This window comes from Providencia sp. Me31A (genome assembly GCF_050487165.1).
Classification (GTDB): Bacteria; Pseudomonadota; Gammaproteobacteria; order Enterobacterales; family Enterobacteriaceae; genus Providencia.
In genome coordinates this window covers 54,448-74,083 of sequence record NZ_JBKQGZ010000025.1, presented here as the reverse complement: position 1 = coordinate 74,083, position 19,636 = coordinate 54,448, and the positions used below count along the sequence as shown (strand labels likewise).

Below are 19,636 nucleotides of genomic sequence, written 5' to 3'. Positions count from 1 at the left end.
TCTGATAAATTGTTAAAGAGCGTTGCGACATTTCTTTTGGAAATTCGACTCAGTTTTTATTAACTTAGGTCGTTGTCGCGAGGTGGCGTATATTACGCGTTCCTCTGTGAGAGTCAAGCATTTTTTTGCTTTTTCTTTTCAGAATCTCTCGCTGCCGTTTCAGTGTTCATCGCGCTTTGCGTTGTCTTGTTCCCAGTCAGTGGTGGCGCATTATAGGGGGTCAGAAAAATCTGGCAACCCTTTTTTTAATATTTTTTTTCGTTCGCTCAGCTTTCCATCGAATTTGACTTAAATAGCTAGTTTTTGCAGCGTTTTAAACCCTTCAGACTCAAGAACAGGTTGTAAGTCTTTTACGTTACCATCCATTAATAAGCAATATGCGAAGTCCTCTTCGTCAGAATTCGTCACTTCCGCTTGGTTGTTGATCAACCAAAGCGTTCTTCTTGCTATTGCAGAGCCCGAATCAATAAACCTTGTACCATCTGGTAGAACTTTTCCGAGTTCTTCTATTAATAGTGGGAAATGGGTACATCCTAAAATTACCGTATCAGGCGGCTCAGGCATACGTATCCATGACCGGACTGTGTGAGCGACTTCATCTAGTGGTAAGGTTTCCCCATGCAACTTTCTTTCTGCGAGTTGCACGAGTTCCGCAGAACCCAATGAAATGACTTTACAATCTGTTGCAAACCGTTCAATCAGTTCTTTAGTGTATTCGCGATTAACCGTTCCCTTTGTCGCTAGTAAACCAACCACACCATTACGTGTTAATTTGGTTGCAGGCTTAATTGCGGGAACTACGCCGACAACAGGAAAGGAGAAATGTGCCCTTAAGTTAGGAAGGCTGACTGTACTTGCCGTGTTACAAGCAATAATAACGATCGTTAAAGGATGCTTTTCGGATATTGATTTTATGATTTGATAGACCCTGTCAATAATAAACTCTTCACTTTTGTCACCATAAGGGAAGGCTTCATTATCAAATGCGTAGATATAGTGCGCATTTGGGATCAATTTTTTGACTTCACGATAGACAGATAACCCGCCCACTCCAGAGTCAAATACTAGAATGGTCGGGCGAACAGATAAGTTGTTATCAGAAGTTGTAGCTTCCTGTAAGGAAATATTCTCTTCCAGCGGTGCGATAACCATACGCGGTCTCATAGTCTTTATCGAACATATTAGCTATTTTACCACGAATTGTGAGATGTGAAGTGATTGGATATGCGGCAGTGAGATCCCAAAGGCTAACGCCGCCAAGTTTTACTGGTCTAGAAGGCCATTCGCTATAATCATTATCATAACGAGAACCTATATATTGATAGGTTAATCCCATATCTACTTTATCTATAGCCCAATCCAGTTGATATTTAACTTGCTGTTTAGCGCGTCGTTCAAGAACCTTATCTGTTTTTTTGTTTCTAGGATCAACATATTGATAAGTAAGTTGATGATGAAAAACACCTGTATCGAATTCACCAACCCATTCAACTCCCTTAATCTCAGCTTTACCGATATTCTCATAAGAAGTAATTGATTTATCTGATTTATATGATGCAATCAGATTATCAATGTCATTGTGGTATGCATTCAGCTGCCAAAATAGTGGCCCAGTCGTCCCCTCAATCCCAATCTCCCATTGTTTACTTTCCTCTGGCTTCAAATTCGGATTACCAATTGTTGTTCCGTATACCGATGAAGAATACGCATATAGCTGTGTTAAATTTGGCGTTGATAATCAACCCCTGCACTAATACTACCTTTTTCTAGTTGGTAACTATTACCCCATTGAATATTGTATTGTTTGGACTCATCAAGGTTTGATGAGTCAGCATATTGTCCTTTTCTAGGATCAAAATTATAATCTTTCGAATAACCATAGCTTCCCATCAATGATGAAGAATATTTTCCTTGATGATATTTAAATCCCGTCTCATAAGTACGACTATAGAGTTTACGTGTATCAACACTTAAACCCGCATACTCAGAAACATCATAACTAGTGCGATTGTCATAACCGTACGCCCTTGCATATGCTAATATCTCTGAAGACAATTGATGTTCAACGCCTAACCACAATGACTTACTCAAGAAACCATCTTTATCATATTGTCTTGGGCTCACTTCTTTTGGTGCTAAATCGAACCCTTTTGTATGGGTATATGCCCCCGCAGCAGTTACAGTGGTGTTTTCGCCAATTTTTTGCTGCGTTGAACCGTTATAGTTTTGATAACTATGTGAACCAATACCTGCATTTAAAGTTGTGCCATCGTTATCACGGCGAGTAATAATATTCACTACACCACCAATAGCATCAGAACCATAAACGGCTGAGCGAGCCCCGCGAATATATTCAATACGCTGCACTAGCGAGATTGGGATTTGGCTCATATCTGAAGAACCAGAAATTCCCGCCTGATTAAGACGAACACCATCGATTAAAACCAAAACATGGCGTGATTCTGTTCCCCTAATAAAGAGAGAGCTCAATTGTCCCATTCCCCCATTTTGTGCAATATCCACTCCAGGCAGACGTCTTAATACATCAATCACGGTATTGGACTGCCAATGATCAATATCTTCACGGGTAACAACGGTCACTGGCGCTAATATAGATGAAATGGGCTGTTCAAAGCGGTTTGCTGACACTACGACTTGATCAGGCTTATTGTTTGCATTTGCACTTGCCAGAGAAGAAATACTACACACCACTACCACAGCAGTAGCCAATAATGGCAGCAACTTTTTATTATTCATTATGATTACACTCGGAAAATCAATTCAATTAACATTCCGCGAGGTTGAATATAAGATCCGCGCGAATATTCAACGAAGCGATTAGATATGTGGTAGGTATCGGACTTTTACCGTTGCGCGTCAGTCTTGGATTCACACCAAATTCCCTAAAACCACAGTTTATTATCCTATGTGGAATAGTAAAGGGTGTCTATGAATGGATAATGAAAACTGGACATCTGTGCCGCATTCCCTACAATTTCGCTCCTGATATGAATTTTTTACTGTCTTATGGGGCCAAACATGCCAAATACGTTGCATACAGAAAACTACGAACTGCAACTCGCAGAAAAAACTGACCGTTTAAAGGCTATGATGGCCCCTTTTCACGCACCTGAACCTGAAATATTCTCATCACCGAAATCGCATTACCGGATGCGCGCTGAATTCCGCGTCTGGCATGATGATGATGATTTATTTCATATTATGTTTGATAAGGAAACCAAAGAAAGGCTCCGTGTCGACCAATTTCCTGTCGCTAGTCAGTTAATTAATGACATGATGGCGACATTGCTGCCCTTGCTTAAACAAAATGAATTGTTGCGTCACAAGTTATTCCAAATCGATTATTTATCGACATTGAGTAATAAACTGATTGTTTCGCTGCTTTATCATAAAAAGCTAGGGGAGGAATGGATAACAGAGGCGACAGCGTTAAAAGCAATTTTGGTTGAAAAAGGCTTTGATGTGCAGTTAATTGGCCGAGCATCAAAAACAAAAATCATGTTGGATAATGACTATGTTGATGAAGTATTGCCTGTAAAGGGTAAAAATATGGTTTATCGACAAGTCGAAAATAGTTTTACGCAGCCCAATGCACAGGTCAATATAAAGATGTTGGAGTGGGCAATTGGCGCGACAAGAAACTCAACTGGCGATCTCCTAGAACTCTATTGTGGCAATGGTAACTTTTCATTGGCATTAGCCCAAAATTTCAAGCGTGTATTAGCCACTGAAATTGCTAAACCCTCTGTTGCCGCTGCGCAATATAATATAGAAGCCAATCGCATTGAAAACGTGCAGATTATCCGAATGTCAGCGGAAGATTTTACCCAAGCAATGCAAGGTGCTCGTGAATTTAGGCGTCTTGAAGGTATTTCGCTTGCAGATTATCAATGTAATACCATTTTTGTTGATCCACCACGAAGCGGATTAGATAAAGAAACCGTTAAATTAGTGCAAGGTTACGAGCATATCCTTTATATTTCGTGTAATCCTGAAACATTATGCGATAACCTTGTTGAGCTATCGAAAACTCACAAAATAGAAAAATTAGCCTTATTTGACCAATTCCCATATACCCATCATATGGAAAGCGGTGTGCTGCTCTCTCGCCGTTAAGAGCCCTATAAAAAAACGCCGATTTTCAAGAAATAACGGCGTTTTTTACTACATAAATTAACATTTAGTTTTCAACTTCTTGTTCCAACGCTAATTCATGTTGCTCTTTTTTACGTGCTTTCCAACTGGCATACATCCACAATGCTAAAATCACAATAATGGTCGAAGGAATAAAATTCGAGCCGATTTCTGGATTTTGCACACGTAAAATCGCAGCATAACCAAATAAGCCAATAAAAAAGCTACCTACAACAAATTTTGGCAATCCTATTGGCATGGCTTGATGTAAATAACGCTGATGTAGACAATAAGCAGCCAGTATTAGTGTCAAAATCGGGAAGAAAGAGAAGTCGACTAATGAGTTAAACAGCGTAGAGAAAGTCCCATGCGTCGCAAGCCCGATCACAAATGCCAGCAGTAATGTACTTCTTTCATAACTTTTTTGATCCGTCATTGATTCTCCTTATTATTTGGTAAGGTCTGGGTCAGTTTGATTCTGTTTTTCCTGCTCACGGCGGTACCAGTAATAGGCGCCTTTTGCGATCATGCGTAGCTGTAATACCAACCGTTCTTCAAGATTTCTACGTTTTTCTTCATCAATATCTAGCGCTTCTGCACCTGCACTAAATACGATTGTTACCATTGCTTCCGCTTGCATTTCGGTGAAATGACGCGGCATGCGGCTTTCTAATTCAAGGTAATCCGCGAGTTCTGCAATAAAATGTTGAATTTCTCTCGCTACCGCAGCACGAAATTCAGCAGATGTCCCTGAACGCTCCCGCAATAATAACCTAAAGGCATTGGGGTTATTACCAATAAATTCCATAAAAGTTGAGACTGATGTACGGATCACACTCCCGCCTTTTGCAATACGCTGTCTTGCTTGACGCATCAGCTGGCGTAGCATCAAACCACTCTCGTCAACCATTGTTAGTCCAAGTTCATCAACGTCTTTGAAATGACGATAAAATGAAGTCGGTGCGATCCCCGCTTCCCTTGCCACTTCACGTAAACTGAGGCTAGTGAAACTCCGCTCAGCGCTTAATTGGCTAAATGCGGCTTCGACGAGTGAACGCCGAGTTTTTTCTTTTTGTTTTGCTCTAACGCCAATAGTGTTGCTCACGGTGTTCCTAATTTCTATGTAATAAAACGTTAATGAATTAATTAAAGACAGCCACCATCCTCTAGCATACCTGAAATTTATTCATCTGTTTCACAGAAAAATCAACTCTTATTACAAATTAGCTATTTTCAGAATTTAGCTTGCCACCTTATCATGCAGAAATTGCCTTGTTTTCTTCTCTACACCCTACCCGAACGAAAAAAAATAGCTTCACCAAAAATGCATTTAGCCCTTTTCTCTTTCTCTAAGGCGATAACAAAACAAAAAATGGCTTATAAATATACAGACAATGGAGAAATTAGGTTAAGGAAGCAACTGATGTTACTATAATGTAGTCACTTCGTATTAAAACAGGTCTTACCTCATGCAACTTACCCATTTTGATGCAATAGTCATTGGTTCTGGTCCTGGTGGTGAAGGTGCCGCCATGGGGCTGGTGAAACAAGGAATGAACGTTGCTGTTATAGAACGTTATAATAATGTCGGCGGTGGCTGTACCCATTGGGGGACTATACCCTCGAAAGCCCTCCGCCATGCTGTGAGTCGTATTATCGAATTTAACCAAAACCCTCTTTATAGTGATAACTCCCGCAGGTTAAGCTCTTCTTTTTCTGAAATACTCAGGCACGCTGAAACGGTCATTAGCCAACAAACTCGTATGCGCCAAGGGTTTTATGAGCGAAATGGATGCCAAATGTTTTCTGGTGAGGCCACTTTCATTGATGAGCAACATGTGAGTGTTCGTTATGCAGACGGAAGTTGCGATGTCTTAAGCGCAGATAAAATCGTGATTGCTACAGGCTCTCGTCCATACAGCCCTTCTGATGTTGATTTCAACCATTCGCGAATTTATAACAGTGATACGATCCTCAACCTGACACATGAGCCTCGCCACGTCATTATTTATGGTGCTGGTGTAATAGGCTGTGAATACGCCTCTATTTTTCGTGGATTAGGGGTTAAAGTTGATTTAATCAATACCCGAGATCATCTCTTAGCCTTTCTTGACCAAGAAATGTCAGATGCCTTGTCCTATCATTTTTGGAATAGTGGTGTCGTTATTCGCCATAATGAAGAATATGAAAAAATTGAGGGCTTAGATGATGGCGTCATCGTTCATCTGAAGTCTGGCAAAAAAGTCAAAGCGGACTGCTTACTGTATGCCAATGGAAGAACGGGGAATACTGACGGTTTAGGGCTTGCCAATGTAGGTATCGAAGCCGATGGACGAGGATTGGTTAAAGTTAATAAAGCTTACCGTACCACCAATGAACATATTTATGCTGTTGGTGATGTCATTGGCTATCCAAGCTTAGCATCAGCAGCTTATGACCAAGGTCGAATTGCAGCTCGTGCTATTGACGGTAGCTTAGGTGACGCACATTTAGTTGATGATATTCCTACAGGGATTTATACCATTCCTGAAATCAGTTCAGTTGGCAAAACGGAACAAGAATTGACGGCAATGAAAGTGCCTTATGAAGTTGGGCGAGCACAGTTTAAACATTTAGCCCGGGCGCAAATTGCAGGAATGAATGTCGGCAGCTTAAAAATCTTATTCCACCGAGAAACATTACAGATATTAGGTATTCACTGTTTTGGTGAAAGAGCCGCAGAAATTATTCATATTGGCCAAGCTATCATGGAACAAAAAGGTGAAGGTAATACCATTGAATATTTCGTCAATACGACATTCAATTACCCAACTATGGCTGAAGCTTTCCGTGTAGCCGCATTAAATGGCTTAAACCGCTTATTTTAATAGAGTGAATTGATGGTTGCTAGTTTCTTTGGCAACCATCATATCTTTTTATCCAATAGCCTTTATTCCGTTTTATTCCTAAATACGGTTTTTATAATAATTATCCATTGAATTATATATAGTTTCTGCTAATTGTTCATAGCGGCCTCTTAATGGAGACCCTGGACGATAAACAAGAACAATAGTACGTTTTGGTTCTGGCTCAATACAATTCAAATAACAAACACCATCACGACAAGATTCATTAGGCACAGATAAATCCGGTAATAATGTAATCCCACTACCTGCTGCAACCATATTTCGTAGCGTTTCTAAACTAGTGGCTCTAAAATGCGTATCTTCTTTAGCACCCGCTTGGAAGCAAAACCCCATCGCTTGATCACGTAAGCAGTGACCATCTTCTAGCATTAATAGCTTTTCACCTGATAGTTCCCCCATTTCAATGGTATCGCGATCATGCCATGGGTGACTCTCATAGATTGCGAGTTTCATTGGTTCTTCAAATAAAGGAACGACAATAAAAGGAGCTGTTTCTTTTACTTCCGCAAGAATTGCACAGTCTAATTTACCACTATCTAACTGTGCCAGTAATTGCTGAGTTTGCGCTTCATGTAAGTAAATTTCCAGTTTAGGGTGTGCTTGGTGTAACTGAGGAATAATGTGCGGCAAGAGGTACGGAGCAACGGTTGGGATCAACCCAATGTGCAATGGTCCAGACATACTTTCCCCTTGCAAAGCCGCCATTTCCTGTAGCACCTTAATCTCTCTTAGAATAGTTCGAGCCTGCTCTACCAATAATAAACCCTGCTGGGTAAAAAGAACTTTACGGCTCGTTCTTTCTAATAGCATAACGCCCAGCTCTTCTTCTAATTTACGAATTTGCCCACTAAGAGTTGGTTGGCTGACATGACAAGAATCCGCGGCGCGTCTAAAATGTTTATGTTCGGCTAGTGCAACGAGGTACTCTAAATCTCGAATATTCATATTTTTTTCCTTTCCTGAATTCTTTGTCAAACCAAAGATAGATAATACCAATCACTATATCGATATTATTTTGTTTTATCTATTGATAAATTAACAAATATCGATAAATCTGACTTTACTTACAGTTTAGCGCAATAAAAAGAAATAAATTGAAATATTTTGAAATAAAATAAATCCCATATTTATCCAAATGATGTCGATACCAATTAATCGACAATTAACATTGTTAACTATATATAGTTCAACATAAAACACTAGCTGAGCGCTATAATAAGCCCCCATGCAATAGATAAATCCATGTTTTATTATTGGACATGCAAAGCATGCTAAGTCATTCTTTTTAAGAAAAATGTAAACAATAGCTGACTTGAAGTATTAAATTACTGAGTTTAACCTTATTTTTACTTTTGGTGGATATCACTGAAATGACCACATTATCGGATTTTAATACAAAATAATTAATATTTAAACTGCTGATTTTCTATTACAGAGTACAAATATTCATTATAGATAAGAAAGAGCACTTCAAAAAAGGTTCTAATAAAGGCCCCATGCTCAAATTACTCATATTAAGCGTTAATATATTTGTTCTTATTTAATTTAATACTATCTAAGTGTTAATCAGTTAACTAAATAAACTTATATTCACTCCCTCCATTGAAACTTTTTGTTACGCTTACTTTCATTAACCATTAAACTTTGTAAAAAATTATATAAAAATAAATTTAAAATCACAGCCTGTTTCTGTTAAATTCACGCCCCAAATGATTACAAGCTCATAACTTCCTCTATCTTCTAGAGGAACAAGCCAACCAAAACCACATCAATGATGAATAAAACTGCAATACAGTACAAAAATAGAAATTTTTTGAATTATCTCGCTAATGAAAATCAATAATGTAATTTAATAAACTAAAGTGGTCACGTACGTTATCTTCATATTTTTAAACATTTCATTTTTTTGGATTCATACATTTTCGGCACTTTTTTATTATACTTAATTCCATCAAGACAATAATAAATATTAATTAAGAATCATTACTTTTAATTAATATATAACACCTTCAATTTAAACATACAGCAAGTTGATTAACTAAAAATCAATGATGGGATTCTATTATGAAAAAATTACTATCAATATTAAAAAAATCAGGTAGTTGTTCATTAGCAAGCTTATTGCTTATAACCTCTTTTGCATCAATGAGTGCGAATGCCAGCAACAACGAACAAACTGGTATTATTCAATTTTCTGGTGCCGTTGTATTTCCACCGTGCTTCAATGAAGTTAATGAAAAGTATCTCACAATGAACTGCTTAAATAGCCAGTCGGATATGGTTGCTAATAAAATCGACTTAAATAATGTGACAAATACCCAAGGTTGGAGCGTCATCAATGGTGGTAGAAACGAGTATTCATATAATTGGATGAATCAGAACGAACAGATGGGAATGCTGACGATTAATTATATTTAATCAGAAACACGTTATGGGAATTGGGGTAGCCATGCTACCCCCCATTTAACCTTCAACTACCTATCACAGTCCCAATCGATTTTTAGCTTCCACAATCGCTTTCGCTACTTGTTTCTGAGAGACCCCACCTTTTGCGAGCCGCTTATCTAGACATGATTGCAACGATAGAACCTCATACACATCTAATTGAATTGTTTCACTGAATTTTTGCAGATCGCTTAATGGCATTTCCTCTAGCGCTTTACCTTGAGCAATTGCAGTAACAACCGCTTCTCCCACAATATGGTGAGCCTCACGGAATGGGACCCCCTTTGCGACTAAGTAATCAGCCAGTTCAGTGGCGTTTGCATAACCTTGTTTAGCGGCATCTTCACAGCGACTGCGACGAATTTGAATACCATCAAGAACCAATGCAGCCATATGCATACAATCTAACCAAGTATCTAATGCATCGAATAAGCCTTCTTTGTCTTCTTGCATATCTTTGTTATACGCAAGAGGCAATCCTTTGAGAGTCATCATCATGCCGGTTAGAGCCCCTTGAACACGACCACATTTTCCACGGATTAACTCCAATGCATCAGGGTTTTTCTTTTGTGGCATTAATGATGAGCCCGATGTCACTTTATCCGATAACTCAACAAAGCCCGCTTCTCCGCTATTAAAGAAAATTAAATCCTCAGCGAAACGCGATAAGTGCACCATACCAATACTTGCATCAGATAACAGTTCGAGGACGTGGTCTCTATCAGAAACAGTATCAAGACTATTACGGGTTGCCGATGCAAAACCTAACCAAGAAGCTAGCTGTTCGCGGTCAATATCGTACGCTGTACCAGCCAATGCACCACACCCTAATGGACTGACATCCAAACGTTTTAACGTATCTTGCAAACGGCTTTCATCACGTGCGAGCATTTCGCTGTATGCTAAGCACCAGTGGGCAAATGTCACCGGCTGAGCACGTTGCAAATGGGTATAGCCCGGCATGACCGCATCTTGATTATTTTCCGCCGTGACCACTAATGCTCTTTGTAATTCTGCTACGGCTTCAAGCAATAAGGCGACTTGATCTTTACACCATAGTTTTAAGTCTGTAGCGACTTGGTCGTTACGGCTACGACCAGTGTGTAGCTTTTTGCCTAAATCACCCACTTTATCAATCAGTTTACCTTCGACCCAACTGTGAATATCCTCTGCATCGCTTTGCAGCACAATTTCAGGGTTATTCTGCACTTCTTTTAACAATGCATTCAGCGCTTGCTCTAAAGACTGTTGTTCGCTATCAGTCAGCACGCCAACTGTTACCAGTGATTTTGACCATGCGACTGAACCGATAATGTCTTGCTGTGCCAAGCGATAATCGAAACGCAATGAATCATTAAACTGTTTGAACCGCTGATCCGCTTGCTGACTAAAACGTCCACCCCAAAGTGCCATAACTAATTCCTACTTGATTGATAAAATAAGTTTTTCTCCCGACAGCACACATGGCTGTCGGGCGACTACCGGTTTTGCTTACTTCGCTTTGTTTTGTTCTTTCAGCGCACGGATACGTGAAGACAGTGAGTAAAGACGAATAAATCCACCCGCATGGCTGTGATCGTAAACTTCATCTTCACCAAATGTCGCAAACTCTTCTGAATACAAGCTCTTATCAGCTTTTTTCTGAATCGCTGTCACTTGGCCTTTATACAGTTTCAGCACGACTTCACCCGTTACATCTTGCGCTAATGACTCTGCAGCAGCCTGTAATGAATGACGTAATGGTGCGAACCAACGCCCATCATAGACAACATATGACATTTCTAAGCCCAGTTGTTCACGCCATTTGTAGCTATCACGGTCAAGAACCAGTTGTTCGATACCACGCAGAGCCGCCATCATAATGGTGCCGCCAGGGGTTTCATAGCAACCACGGGATTTCATACCCACTAAACGGTTTTCAACAATGTCGATACGACCCACACCGTGTTTTGCACCTAGCGTGTTTAATGCTTCTAAACAACCGAGTGGAGACAGTGTTTTGCCATTTACAGAAACGACTTCGCCGTGTTTAACGCCTACAGTCACCAGTTCTGCTTCATCGGGTGCATCTTGAGGATCAACCGTCCACACCCAGCAATCTTGGTTTGCAGCATTCCATGTACTCTCTAATACACCACCCTCGGTAGAAATATGCCATGCGTTTTCGTCACGGCTATAAATTTTTTCAAGGCTAGCGGTCGTTGGAATATTACGCTCTTTCAAGTAATCGAGCAGCGCTTCACGGGAACGTAAATCCCACTCACGCCACGGCGCAACTACTTTTAGTTGTGGCGCTAGAGCCGTATAAGTACTTTCGAAACGTACTTGGTCATTACCCTTACCCGTAGCACCATGAGCAACAGCATCAGCTCCCACTTTTAGAGCAATTTCAACTTGTGCTTTCGCAATGATAGGACGAGCCATTGATGTACCTAATAAGTAGCTGCCTTCATATAATGCACCCGTTTTTAATACTGGGTAGATGTATTCTTTGATAAATTCTTCACGTAAATCGACGACATAGCACTCTGATGCACCAGATTGTAAGGCTTTTTTTTCAACACCGACTAAGTCTTCTCTGTCTTGGCCTACGTCAGCAACAAACGCAACCACTTCACAGTCATCGTAGTTTTCTTTCAGCCAAGGAATGATTGCTGATGTATCGAGTCCACCTGAATATGCTAATACGATTTTTTTAATGCCCTTTTTCATAACGTACCTACTCGCTCAATGAATTTATATGTATATGGCTCGATTACGATGCCAAGATCCGAGTTCCGATAGCTGTTCCATTAAACAGCTCTTGGAGTTGTTCTGCATGACGCCAGCTAGCAATATCGACCGAACGTTGTAAAGTGGTGGCTGCGTCTAGTGCCGCATTCACTTTCACAATCATTCCATCAGTGATAATTCCCTGCTCAATTAGCTTTTGTGCTTTCTGTGTTGTCATTTCATCAATTTTTTGACCTTTACCGTCTAAAATGCCACTCACATCAGACAGTAAAACGAGATCTGCATTTAAAACTTGGGCAATGGCCGTTGCCGCTTGATCCGCATTCACGTTCATCAGCTCACCTTCCGAAGTCATTCCGATAGAGCTAATAATGGGTAAATAACCCGCACTTAACAGTAATTTTAATAATTTAGCATCACCTGGTTTTGCGTTTCCAACATGCCCAAGTTCTTCATTTAACTGAGTGACGGTTACGCTTTTACCATCACCAAGAGACAAACCAACAGCAGGCAACTGATGCTTTATCGCCCATGCTAATAAGGTTTTATTTGCAGTTCCCGCTAATGCACCTGTAATAATATCGATTTGATCAGCAGGCGTGACACGCAGACCTTGTTTCTTCACCACGGGAAGTTGCAATTTGTGCATTAATTCATCGACTAAACAGCCACCACCATGAACGATCACCAGCTCGCGTTGGTGCACTTGGCGATAGGTTTCGATTGCCGTAAATAATTTTTCCAGCGCCTCAACGCTATCGAGTAGCACTCCACCTAATTTAATGACTAAGGGTTGCATGGGTTGTCCTTATTAAAGTAATGACTGAGTTTCATTAAAACCAAAACGAATATTCATGCACTGAACCGCTTGTGCTGCGGCACCTTTGAGTAGGTTATCTTCTGTACCGACTAAAATCAGGTGCTCACCTTTCAATACATAGCCAATATCACAAAATGGCGTACCGACAACAGACTTTAATGCAGGAATACCTTTTTCATACAAACGCACTAACGGTTTATCTTGGTAAGCCTCTTTGAATGTTTGACCGATTTGTTCTGCACTCACGCCAGCTTTAACTTTACAAGTAATAGTCGCCAATATTCCCCGTGAAAAATTGCCTAAATGGGGTGTAAAAATGACATCTCTACCTAAATGAGTGGCGATCTCAGGTTGATGACGGTGAGTGAAAATACCATAAGGTTGTAAGCTCACTTCACAAAAGCTATTGGTCATTGATGCTTTACGACCGGCACCAGAAACACCACTAGTGGCATTAATCACCGGCCACATACTTTCATCTAATAATTTTGCCTCTATCAAAGGTTTCAGCGCTAACTGAGAGACCGTAGGGTAACATCCGGGCACTGCGATAAGCTGCGCTTGGCGAATTTTATCAGCTTGCCACTCCGCCAAACCGTAAACCGCTTGCATTAACCATTCGATATTTGTATGTTCAAAACCATAGTATTGCGTATAAAACGCAGGATCTTGAACACGATAAGCGCCCGATAAGTCGAAAACAACACAACCCGCATCAAGAAACTGAGGCGCAATGTCGTGGCTCACTTCATGTGCCGTGGCAAGAAAGACAATATCAATACCTTTCGCCACTTCTGCCACATCGGTTAATGGCAGGACAGGAAGGTCGATGATACCTTTATACTGAGGATGTAAATCAGAAAAACGTTTATTTGCATCAGCACTTTGCTTCGATACCATCAATCCTTGAATATTAATTTCAGGATGGCGTTGCAAATAAGCGGCTAATTCTGCTCCAGTATAACCACTGGCCCCGATAATGAGTGTGTTCAACATATGTTTTCTACCTTGTACTCGTGACCCAAACAGTTTAATGTGTATTTTTATTCAAATAAAGTGCATGAATATTGATACTATTATGGATAAAGGCTGTCAACAGTGAATATTAAATTACCTGCATTTATTGAGATTTATCGTCAATTAATTGCTACCCCATCGATTAGTGCGACTGATTCTCATTTAGATCAGAGCAACAAGTCCCTTGTGGAACTCCTTGGTGGGTGGTTAGAGACCTTGGGTTTTTCGGTTAACATTCAACCTGTGCCGGAGACACGTGATAAATATAACTTGCTGGCTTCGATTGGTGAGGGAAATGGGGGGCTAATGCTATGTGGCCATACTGATACCGTGCCATTTGATGATGGTCGCTGGAGTAAAAATCCGTTTGAGCTGACTGAGCACGATGGCAAGCTCTATGGGCTTGGCACCGCCGATATGAAAGGTTTTTTTGCTTTTATTATTGATGCGTTACGAGATATGGATTTAACGCAACTCAAACACCCATTACATATCCTAGCAACAGCCGATGAAGAAACCTCCATGGCAGGGGCGCGTTACTTCGCCGCAAATACGACTCTACGCCCTGATTTTGCTATTATTGGCGAACCCACCTCTTTGCAACCGATACGTGCACACAAAGGGCATTTATCAAACGCGATTCGCATTACGGGACAATCAGGGCATTCCAGTGATCCAGAGCGTGGTGTTAATGCGATTGAATTAATGCATGAATCAATTTCTCATTTGATGACGCTGAGAAATACATTAAAAGAGCGTTTTAATAACCCTGCTTTTGTTATTCCATATCCAACCATGAACTTCGGTCATATTCATGGTGGTGATGCAGCAAACCGTATCTGTGGCTGCTGTGAATTGCACATGGATATTCGTCCACTGCCGGGACTCACATTGCAAGATTTGGATGAACTATTGAATGATGCTCTTGAGCCTGTACGCACCAAGTGGCCAGATCGTTTAGCTATTGAATCAATGCATCCCCCTATTCCAGGTTATGAATGTCCAACTGACCATAAGATGGTTGCGGTCATTGAACAGTTGTTAGGACAAAAAGCGGATACCGTGAATTACTGCACTGAAGCGCCATTTATTCAAGAACTGTGCCCAACCTTAGTGCTCGGCCCGGGCTCCATTGAACAAGCCCATCAACCCGATGAGTTTATTGATATGCGCTTTATTGAACCAACTCGCCAATTGATTAGCCAAATGATTGAACATTTTTGCTTTACCAAATAAGCCCTAATATCCATACCCCATGAAAATGCGTTCCTTTTCAGGATCGCATTTTTTGATCATGAATTTTTCTCCTATTGTCTTTGAAAAAAAATCAGCGTCGAAATTTAATTTAAGTATTGACTATCGATAGTGATCTGTTAACTTTTATTTAGCCGTCTAAACGTATAGATGCATAAACGGATATAATAACTTACAACAAATAATAAGGTTACAAATTGCGAGGTTACAGGATATGAGTTTCTTTCACGCAAACCAGCGAGAAGCGCTAAATCAAAACTTAGCTGAATTAGATGGTCAAATTAACGTTTCATTTGAATTTTTCCCACCTCGCAGCGAAGAGATGGAAAAAACGCTCTGGAAGTCTATTGATAGGCTTAAAAACTTGAAGCCTAAATTTGTTTCGGTCACTTATGGTGCCAATTCAGGTGAACGCGATAGAACGCATAGTATTATCAAAGATATCAAAGACAAAACAGGCCTTATTGCAGCACCTCACTTAACTTGTATTGATGCAAGCCACAATGAATTAAAAACGATTGCCCGCGATTATTGGAACAACGGTATCCGTCATATTGTCGCGCTACGTGGTGACTTACCGGATAATAGCCGCAAACCAGATATGTATGCGACTGATTTAGTTGAGCTTTTAAAGGGCGAAGCCGATTTTGATATTTCTGTGGCAGCATACCCAGAAGTTCACCCTGAAGCAAAAAGTGCGCAAGCAGACTTAATCAACTTGAAAAAGAAAATTGAGGCAGGTGCTAACCGTGCAATTACCCAATTTTTCTTCGATGTTGAAAGCTATTTACGCTTTCGTGACCGCTGCGTAGCGACGGGTATCGATGTGGAAATTGTCCCAGGCATTTTGCCTGTCTCTAATTTTCGTCAACTAGAACGTTTTGCAAAACTCACCAACGTACGCATTCCTGCATGGATGAGTAGAATGTACGAAGGATTAGACGATGACCCAGAAAGCCGTAATCTAGTGGGAGCATCCATCGCAATGGACATGGTGAAAATACTCAGCCGTGAGGGTGTAAAAGATTTCCATTTCTACACACTCAACCGTTCTGAGCTCACCTATGCCATTTGCCATACTCTTGGCGTTAGACCTTAATCCGTTCACGATGATGAAAGCCATAACGCCTGTTTTATCAATGTATACCTCTATATTATAAATGAGCTAAACTAGTGCAGGGTCTGGGATATTTACCTTAATGAATACAGGCTCTTTTTCATTGACAAACTGCTCTAACGTAAACTTTTGATAGTTAAGGTTGTTATAACCCCTAAATAAAAGTATTCCCCTTTGAAGGTCGGTCAGTACCGTCCAGACAGAGAACTCCGTTAAATATAGTTTGAATATATCATCTTCCCCTAATAGTGGGTCTACTGATGCATTTTTAGGCCGATCAAACTTGTTCATAATATGCCCTAGTTCAACCATCTGTACATTGGGGTCGGAAACTTTATGGTAATACGTAGAATAATAGACCGCACGTACAAAGCGTCCTACTGAAGTGTCCGAATTTGGCACCGCAGCAAGCGCAATACCGCTATCAGGCTGTGATATCTTAATATTCCCCAGTGTGCTGGATGATACGTCGAGATTCGATAGTTGAGTATAATTATTAAGATTCGTTAAATGCCAAGGAAATTCAGGGCCATTAGTCATGCAACGTGTCGGATTATCATAGACGTGTAAAATACCACCCGAGACCTCAACCACAATACATGCCCCGGTTTTATCATAAAATGCATAATGAAAAGGGCTGGGCATATTACGTAGTAATAAAAGTTTTTGCGACCAAAATGCTGTTTTAGGGATTGCTGTTTTTAACTCTGCCACCGTAGCATATTGTGACAATGCCCACTCTCCAATCGAGGCTATCGGCACCGCTTTGGCATATTCTCTAGGACTTAAAGGGGCAAGCTCTGAGTTATTTATCATATTGAGACTAAATGCGAGCCCTGCAGAATTCACGCCTTCGAGTACATCCCTTTCCCCTACAATACTCACTGGAGCTGTTATCGCTAAAAAAGGATACTTCACTTTATATTTTAACCCCAACGAGCCATCTGGTGCTTTTCTCTGAAAGACATGTGATTTGGGATAATAAGTCAAAATTGACTCAGGCTCGTCTGATGAAAACTCTAATGTTCTACCATGATAAACATTTTTATTTTGATCTGTAATTGCTAATGAAGTACATGCAAAAACATGATAGTGGGTATTACTTGTTAACATTCGCCCCCCTTAATGAACTCTCTATTCTCGATAATTCGAATGGTACTATGTTACGAATAATCATTATCAGTTTATTTACGAGCTATACTTTTGAAATATATAATTAACCATACCACTATGAAGTTATTAAACTATTAAACTCAACCAATTAAACCATAGCAATGGTAATAGAATATTTAATTCATAATTAAAAACAACATCATATTTAGAGCATCATATTTTTATAGTTAACACTTTAAATAACTTTAAATACTATAACGACTATCATTTAAATAACAGTTACAGCATTTAACATGAATGAAACTTTAGATATGTATAAACTATAGCGGATATTGACCTAATTACACAATGACATAACAAATAAAACAAAAATAACAAAAATAACAAATAAACAGATGTATAATCTAAATATTGCAATAATTACAAGCTAAAAAACCAAAAGAGACTATTGGCGAAGTAAAGAACATGATATTAAATAACCTACATATTAATTAAAAGCTTATATTAAACAAGCATTACCTGTTTTTAAATCACCTGAAAAATTAAAATTTCATTTAATTTAATCACTCATTGCTTTGGATATTATTAAAATTTGGCGTATATTTAATATTCGGTTCAAATATTAACATCAAATAATCACCACATCGTTATTGAGGGGTATTAAGTATGGGTAATAATATTTCAAATTCAAAACATCGTGAAATAGATGATATTTATGCATCACTAGAATTATCAAAATCTTTGCCTAAGAATAAGTTCCCATTAAAAGAACAAGACCCACGTAATGTATTTAGTGCGGTGCGTGACGAGTTAATGTTAGACGGTAATTCACGTCAAAATCTCGCCACCTTTTGCCAAACATGGGTTGATGACGAAATTCGTGATTTAATGGATTTATCTATCGATAAAAACATGATAGATAAAGATGAATACCCTCAAACAGCTGAAATAGAAAACCGCTGTGTACATATGCTAGCGGATCTTTGGCACTCTCCTGATGCCGAAAATACCCTTGGTTGCTCAACCATAGGTTCTTCCGAAGCCGCAATGTTAGGAGGTTTAGCGTTAAAATGGCAATGGCGTAAAAAACGCATTGCTCAAGGAAAACCGGCCGATAAGCCAAATATGATTTGTGGCCCAGTGCAAGTTTGTTGGCATAAATTTGCACGTTACTTTGATGTTGAGCTTAGGGAGATCCCATTAGAAGGTGATCGCCTAATTATGAGCCCTGAAGAAGTTCTCAAACGCGTTGATGAAAATACCATTGGTGTCGTCCCTACTTTAGGTGTGACATTCACATGTCAATATGAACCGGTAAAAGCCGTTCATGATGCGCTTGATAAATTGCAAAAAGACACTGGGCTTGATATCCCTATTCACGTTGATGGCGCAAGTGGTGGATTCTTAGCACCATTTTGTGCACCAGACTTAGAATGGGATTTCCGCTTACCGCGAGTGAAATCAATTAACTCTTCTGGCCATAAATTTGGTTTAGCTCCATTAGGTGCTGGCTGGGTAGTTTGGCGTGAAGCAAAAGACTTACCAGAAGAATTAATTTTTAATGTGAACTACTTAGGTGGCAATATGCCAACCTTCGCACTCAATTTCTCTCGCCCTGGTGGGCAAATTATTGCGCAATACTATAACTTCCTCAGACTCGGTCGAGAAGGTTACGCAAAAATTCATAATGCCTGCTACGCTACAGCACAATTCTTGGCACGTGAAATAGAAAAATTAGGGCCGTTTGAAATGCTCTTCGATGGCGACAGCCAAAAAGGGATTCCTGCACTAGCTTGGAAACTCAAGAAAGAGGCTACCGCCAGCAATTATTCCTTATATGACATTGCAGATAAACTGCGCAGTCGCGGATGGCAAGTTCCTGCCTATTCGATGCCTGCAAATCGTGAGGACTTAGTTGTTCAGCGTATTTTAGTGCGCCACGGAGTGAGTTTAGACTTAGCAGCATTGCTGATTGATGACTTTAAACGCACCCTTGATTATTTTGACAAACACCCTGTCAATAAACCACTCACAGAAGAAGAAGGCCGTGGTTTCAACCATAGCTAATTAATTTTT

General features: G+C 39.9%; 15 protein-coding genes and 1 pseudogene. 6 read left to right on the top strand and 10 right to left on the bottom strand.

From position 1 onward, the window contains the following. Positions 1-288: 288 nt before the first annotated feature. Together murI and ACLPIE_RS18655 are read right to left on the bottom strand one after the other, a co-directional pair. The gene (murI, locus tag ACLPIE_RS18660) at positions 289-1,152 is read right to left on the bottom strand and encodes a glutamate racemase (RefSeq protein ID WP_430263215.1); all 864 of its coding nucleotides are present in this window, start codon (positions 1,150-1,152) and stop codon (positions 289-291) included. Next, positions 1,097-2,757 (bottom strand): annotated as a pseudogene (locus ACLPIE_RS18655) (TonB-dependent receptor domain-containing protein). The gene murI and the pseudogene ACLPIE_RS18655 overlap by 56 nt, the downstream one beginning before the upstream one ends. Before the next feature lie 282 nt (positions 2,758-3,039). Here ACLPIE_RS18655 and trmA point away from each other — a divergent pair. Beyond that, on the top strand, positions 3,040-4,137 hold the full coding sequence (gene trmA, locus ACLPIE_RS18650; protein ID WP_430263213.1) for a tRNA (uridine(54)-C5)-methyltransferase TrmA: 1,098 nt from the start codon (positions 3,040-3,042) through the stop codon (positions 4,135-4,137). Between the two features lie 64 nt (positions 4,138-4,201). Here the strand turns inward: trmA and ACLPIE_RS18645 are convergent, their stop codons facing one another. Together ACLPIE_RS18645 and fabR are read right to left on the bottom strand one after the other, a co-directional pair. Continuing rightward, the gene (locus ACLPIE_RS18645) at positions 4,202-4,591 is read right to left on the bottom strand and encodes a YijD family membrane protein (RefSeq protein WP_430263212.1); all 390 of its coding nucleotides are present in this window, start codon (positions 4,589-4,591) and stop codon (positions 4,202-4,204) included. A 12-nt stretch (positions 4,592-4,603) separates the two neighbouring features. Continuing rightward, positions 4,604-5,260 (bottom strand): HTH-type transcriptional repressor FabR, encoded by a 657-nt coding sequence (gene fabR, locus ACLPIE_RS18640; protein WP_004265350.1) that lies wholly within the window; start codon positions 5,258-5,260, stop codon positions 4,604-4,606. A 364-nt stretch (positions 5,261-5,624) separates the two neighbouring features. Between fabR and sthA the strand changes: the two genes are divergently transcribed. After that, complete coding sequence (gene sthA / locus ACLPIE_RS18635) at positions 5,625-7,022, top strand: Si-specific NAD(P)(+) transhydrogenase (RefSeq protein ID WP_430263210.1); 1,398 nt, start codon at positions 5,625-5,627, stop codon at positions 7,020-7,022. Between the two features lie 78 nt (positions 7,023-7,100). Here sthA and oxyR read toward each other — a convergent pair whose 3' ends face one another. Further along, positions 7,101-8,006, bottom strand: a complete 906-nt coding sequence (gene oxyR / locus ACLPIE_RS18630; protein WP_430263209.1) for a DNA-binding transcriptional regulator OxyR — start codon at positions 8,004-8,006, stop codon at positions 7,101-7,103. A 1,119-nt stretch (positions 8,007-9,125) separates the two neighbouring features. Between oxyR and ACLPIE_RS18625 the strand changes: the two genes are divergently transcribed. Next, positions 9,126-9,479 (top strand): hypothetical protein, encoded by a 354-nt coding sequence (locus ACLPIE_RS18625; RefSeq protein ID WP_430263208.1) that lies wholly within the window; start codon positions 9,126-9,128, stop codon positions 9,477-9,479. Between the two features lie 63 nt (positions 9,480-9,542). Here the strand turns inward: ACLPIE_RS18625 and argH are convergent, their stop codons facing one another. The 4 genes from argH to argC all read right to left on the bottom strand — a co-directional run bounded on the left by argH (position 9,543) and on the right by argC (position 14,055). Further along, positions 9,543-10,919, bottom strand: a complete 1,377-nt coding sequence (gene argH, locus ACLPIE_RS18620; RefSeq protein WP_430263207.1) for an argininosuccinate lyase — start codon at positions 10,917-10,919, stop codon at positions 9,543-9,545. Positions 10,920-10,997: 78 nt separating this feature from the next. Further along, on the bottom strand, positions 10,998-12,218 hold the full coding sequence (locus ACLPIE_RS18615) for an argininosuccinate synthase (RefSeq protein WP_430263206.1): 1,221 nt from the start codon (positions 12,216-12,218) through the stop codon (positions 10,998-11,000). Between the two features lie 43 nt (positions 12,219-12,261). Continuing rightward, positions 12,262-13,038 (bottom strand): acetylglutamate kinase, encoded by a 777-nt coding sequence (gene argB / locus ACLPIE_RS18610; protein ID WP_430263204.1) that lies wholly within the window; start codon positions 13,036-13,038, stop codon positions 12,262-12,264. A 12-nt stretch (positions 13,039-13,050) separates the two neighbouring features. Next, on the bottom strand, positions 13,051-14,055 hold the full coding sequence (gene argC, locus ACLPIE_RS18605) for an N-acetyl-gamma-glutamyl-phosphate reductase (RefSeq protein ID WP_430263203.1): 1,005 nt from the start codon (positions 14,053-14,055) through the stop codon (positions 13,051-13,053). A 102-nt stretch (positions 14,056-14,157) separates the two neighbouring features. On the opposite strand from argC, the gene argE reads away from it, so the two are divergent. Both argE and metF read left to right on the top strand, forming a co-directional pair. Then, complete coding sequence (gene argE / locus ACLPIE_RS18600) at positions 14,158-15,312, top strand: acetylornithine deacetylase (protein ID WP_430263201.1); 1,155 nt, start codon at positions 14,158-14,160, stop codon at positions 15,310-15,312. 232 nt (positions 15,313-15,544) lie between these two features. Beyond that, positions 15,545-16,429 carry a methylenetetrahydrofolate reductase gene (gene metF, locus ACLPIE_RS18595; protein WP_430263200.1) on the top strand — a complete coding sequence of 295 codons (885 nt, stop codon included), beginning with the start codon at positions 15,545-15,547 and terminating at the stop codon, positions 16,427-16,429. 66 nt (positions 16,430-16,495) lie between these two features. Here metF and ACLPIE_RS18590 read toward each other — a convergent pair whose 3' ends face one another. After that, the gene (locus tag ACLPIE_RS18590) at positions 16,496-17,560 is read right to left on the bottom strand and encodes a linear amide C-N hydrolase (RefSeq protein WP_430263198.1); all 1,065 of its coding nucleotides are present in this window, start codon (positions 17,558-17,560) and stop codon (positions 16,496-16,498) included. 666 nt (positions 17,561-18,226) lie between these two features. Here ACLPIE_RS18590 and ACLPIE_RS18585 point away from each other — a divergent pair. Next, positions 18,227-19,627, top strand: coding sequence for a glutamate decarboxylase (locus ACLPIE_RS18585; protein WP_430263197.1), 1,401 nt, complete (start codon positions 18,227-18,229; stop codon positions 19,625-19,627). The last annotated feature ends 9 nt before the right edge of the window (positions 19,628-19,636 follow it).

Bases quoted from the DNA above. Each gene is read 5' to 3' on its own strand.
- ACLPIE_RS18615 (WP_430263206.1), bottom strand. From the start codon at position 12,218: ATGAAAAAGGGCATTAAAAAAATCGTATTAGCATATTCAGGTGGACTC.
- sthA (WP_430263210.1), top strand. From the start codon at position 5,625: ATGCAACTTACCCATTTTGATGCAATAGTCATTGGTTCTGGTCCTGGT.
- ACLPIE_RS18645 (WP_430263212.1), bottom strand. From the start codon at position 4,591: ATGACGGATCAAAAAAGTTATGAAAGAAGTACATTACTGCTGGCATTT.
- murI (WP_430263215.1), bottom strand. From the start codon at position 1,152: ATGGTTATCGCACCGCTGGAAGAGAATATTTCCTTACAGGAAGCTACA.
- ACLPIE_RS18625 (WP_430263208.1), top strand. From the start codon at position 9,126: ATGAAAAAATTACTATCAATATTAAAAAAATCAGGTAGTTGTTCATTA.
- ACLPIE_RS18590 (WP_430263198.1), bottom strand. From the start codon at position 17,560: ATGTTAACAAGTAATACCCACTATCATGTTTTTGCATGTACTTCATTA.
- trmA (WP_430263213.1), top strand. From the start codon at position 3,040: ATGCCAAATACGTTGCATACAGAAAACTACGAACTGCAACTCGCAGAA.
- argH (WP_430263207.1), bottom strand. From the start codon at position 10,919: ATGGCACTTTGGGGTGGACGTTTTAGTCAGCAAGCGGATCAGCGGTTC.
- oxyR (WP_430263209.1), bottom strand. From the start codon at position 8,006: ATGAATATTCGAGATTTAGAGTACCTCGTTGCACTAGCCGAACATAAA.
- argB (WP_430263204.1), bottom strand. From the start codon at position 13,038: ATGCAACCCTTAGTCATTAAATTAGGTGGAGTGCTACTCGATAGCGTT.
- argC (WP_430263203.1), bottom strand. From the start codon at position 14,055: ATGTTGAACACACTCATTATCGGGGCCAGTGGTTATACTGGAGCAGAA.
- ACLPIE_RS18585 (WP_430263197.1), top strand. From the start codon at position 18,227: ATGGGTAATAATATTTCAAATTCAAAACATCGTGAAATAGATGATATT.
- metF (WP_430263200.1), top strand. From the start codon at position 15,545: ATGAGTTTCTTTCACGCAAACCAGCGAGAAGCGCTAAATCAAAACTTA.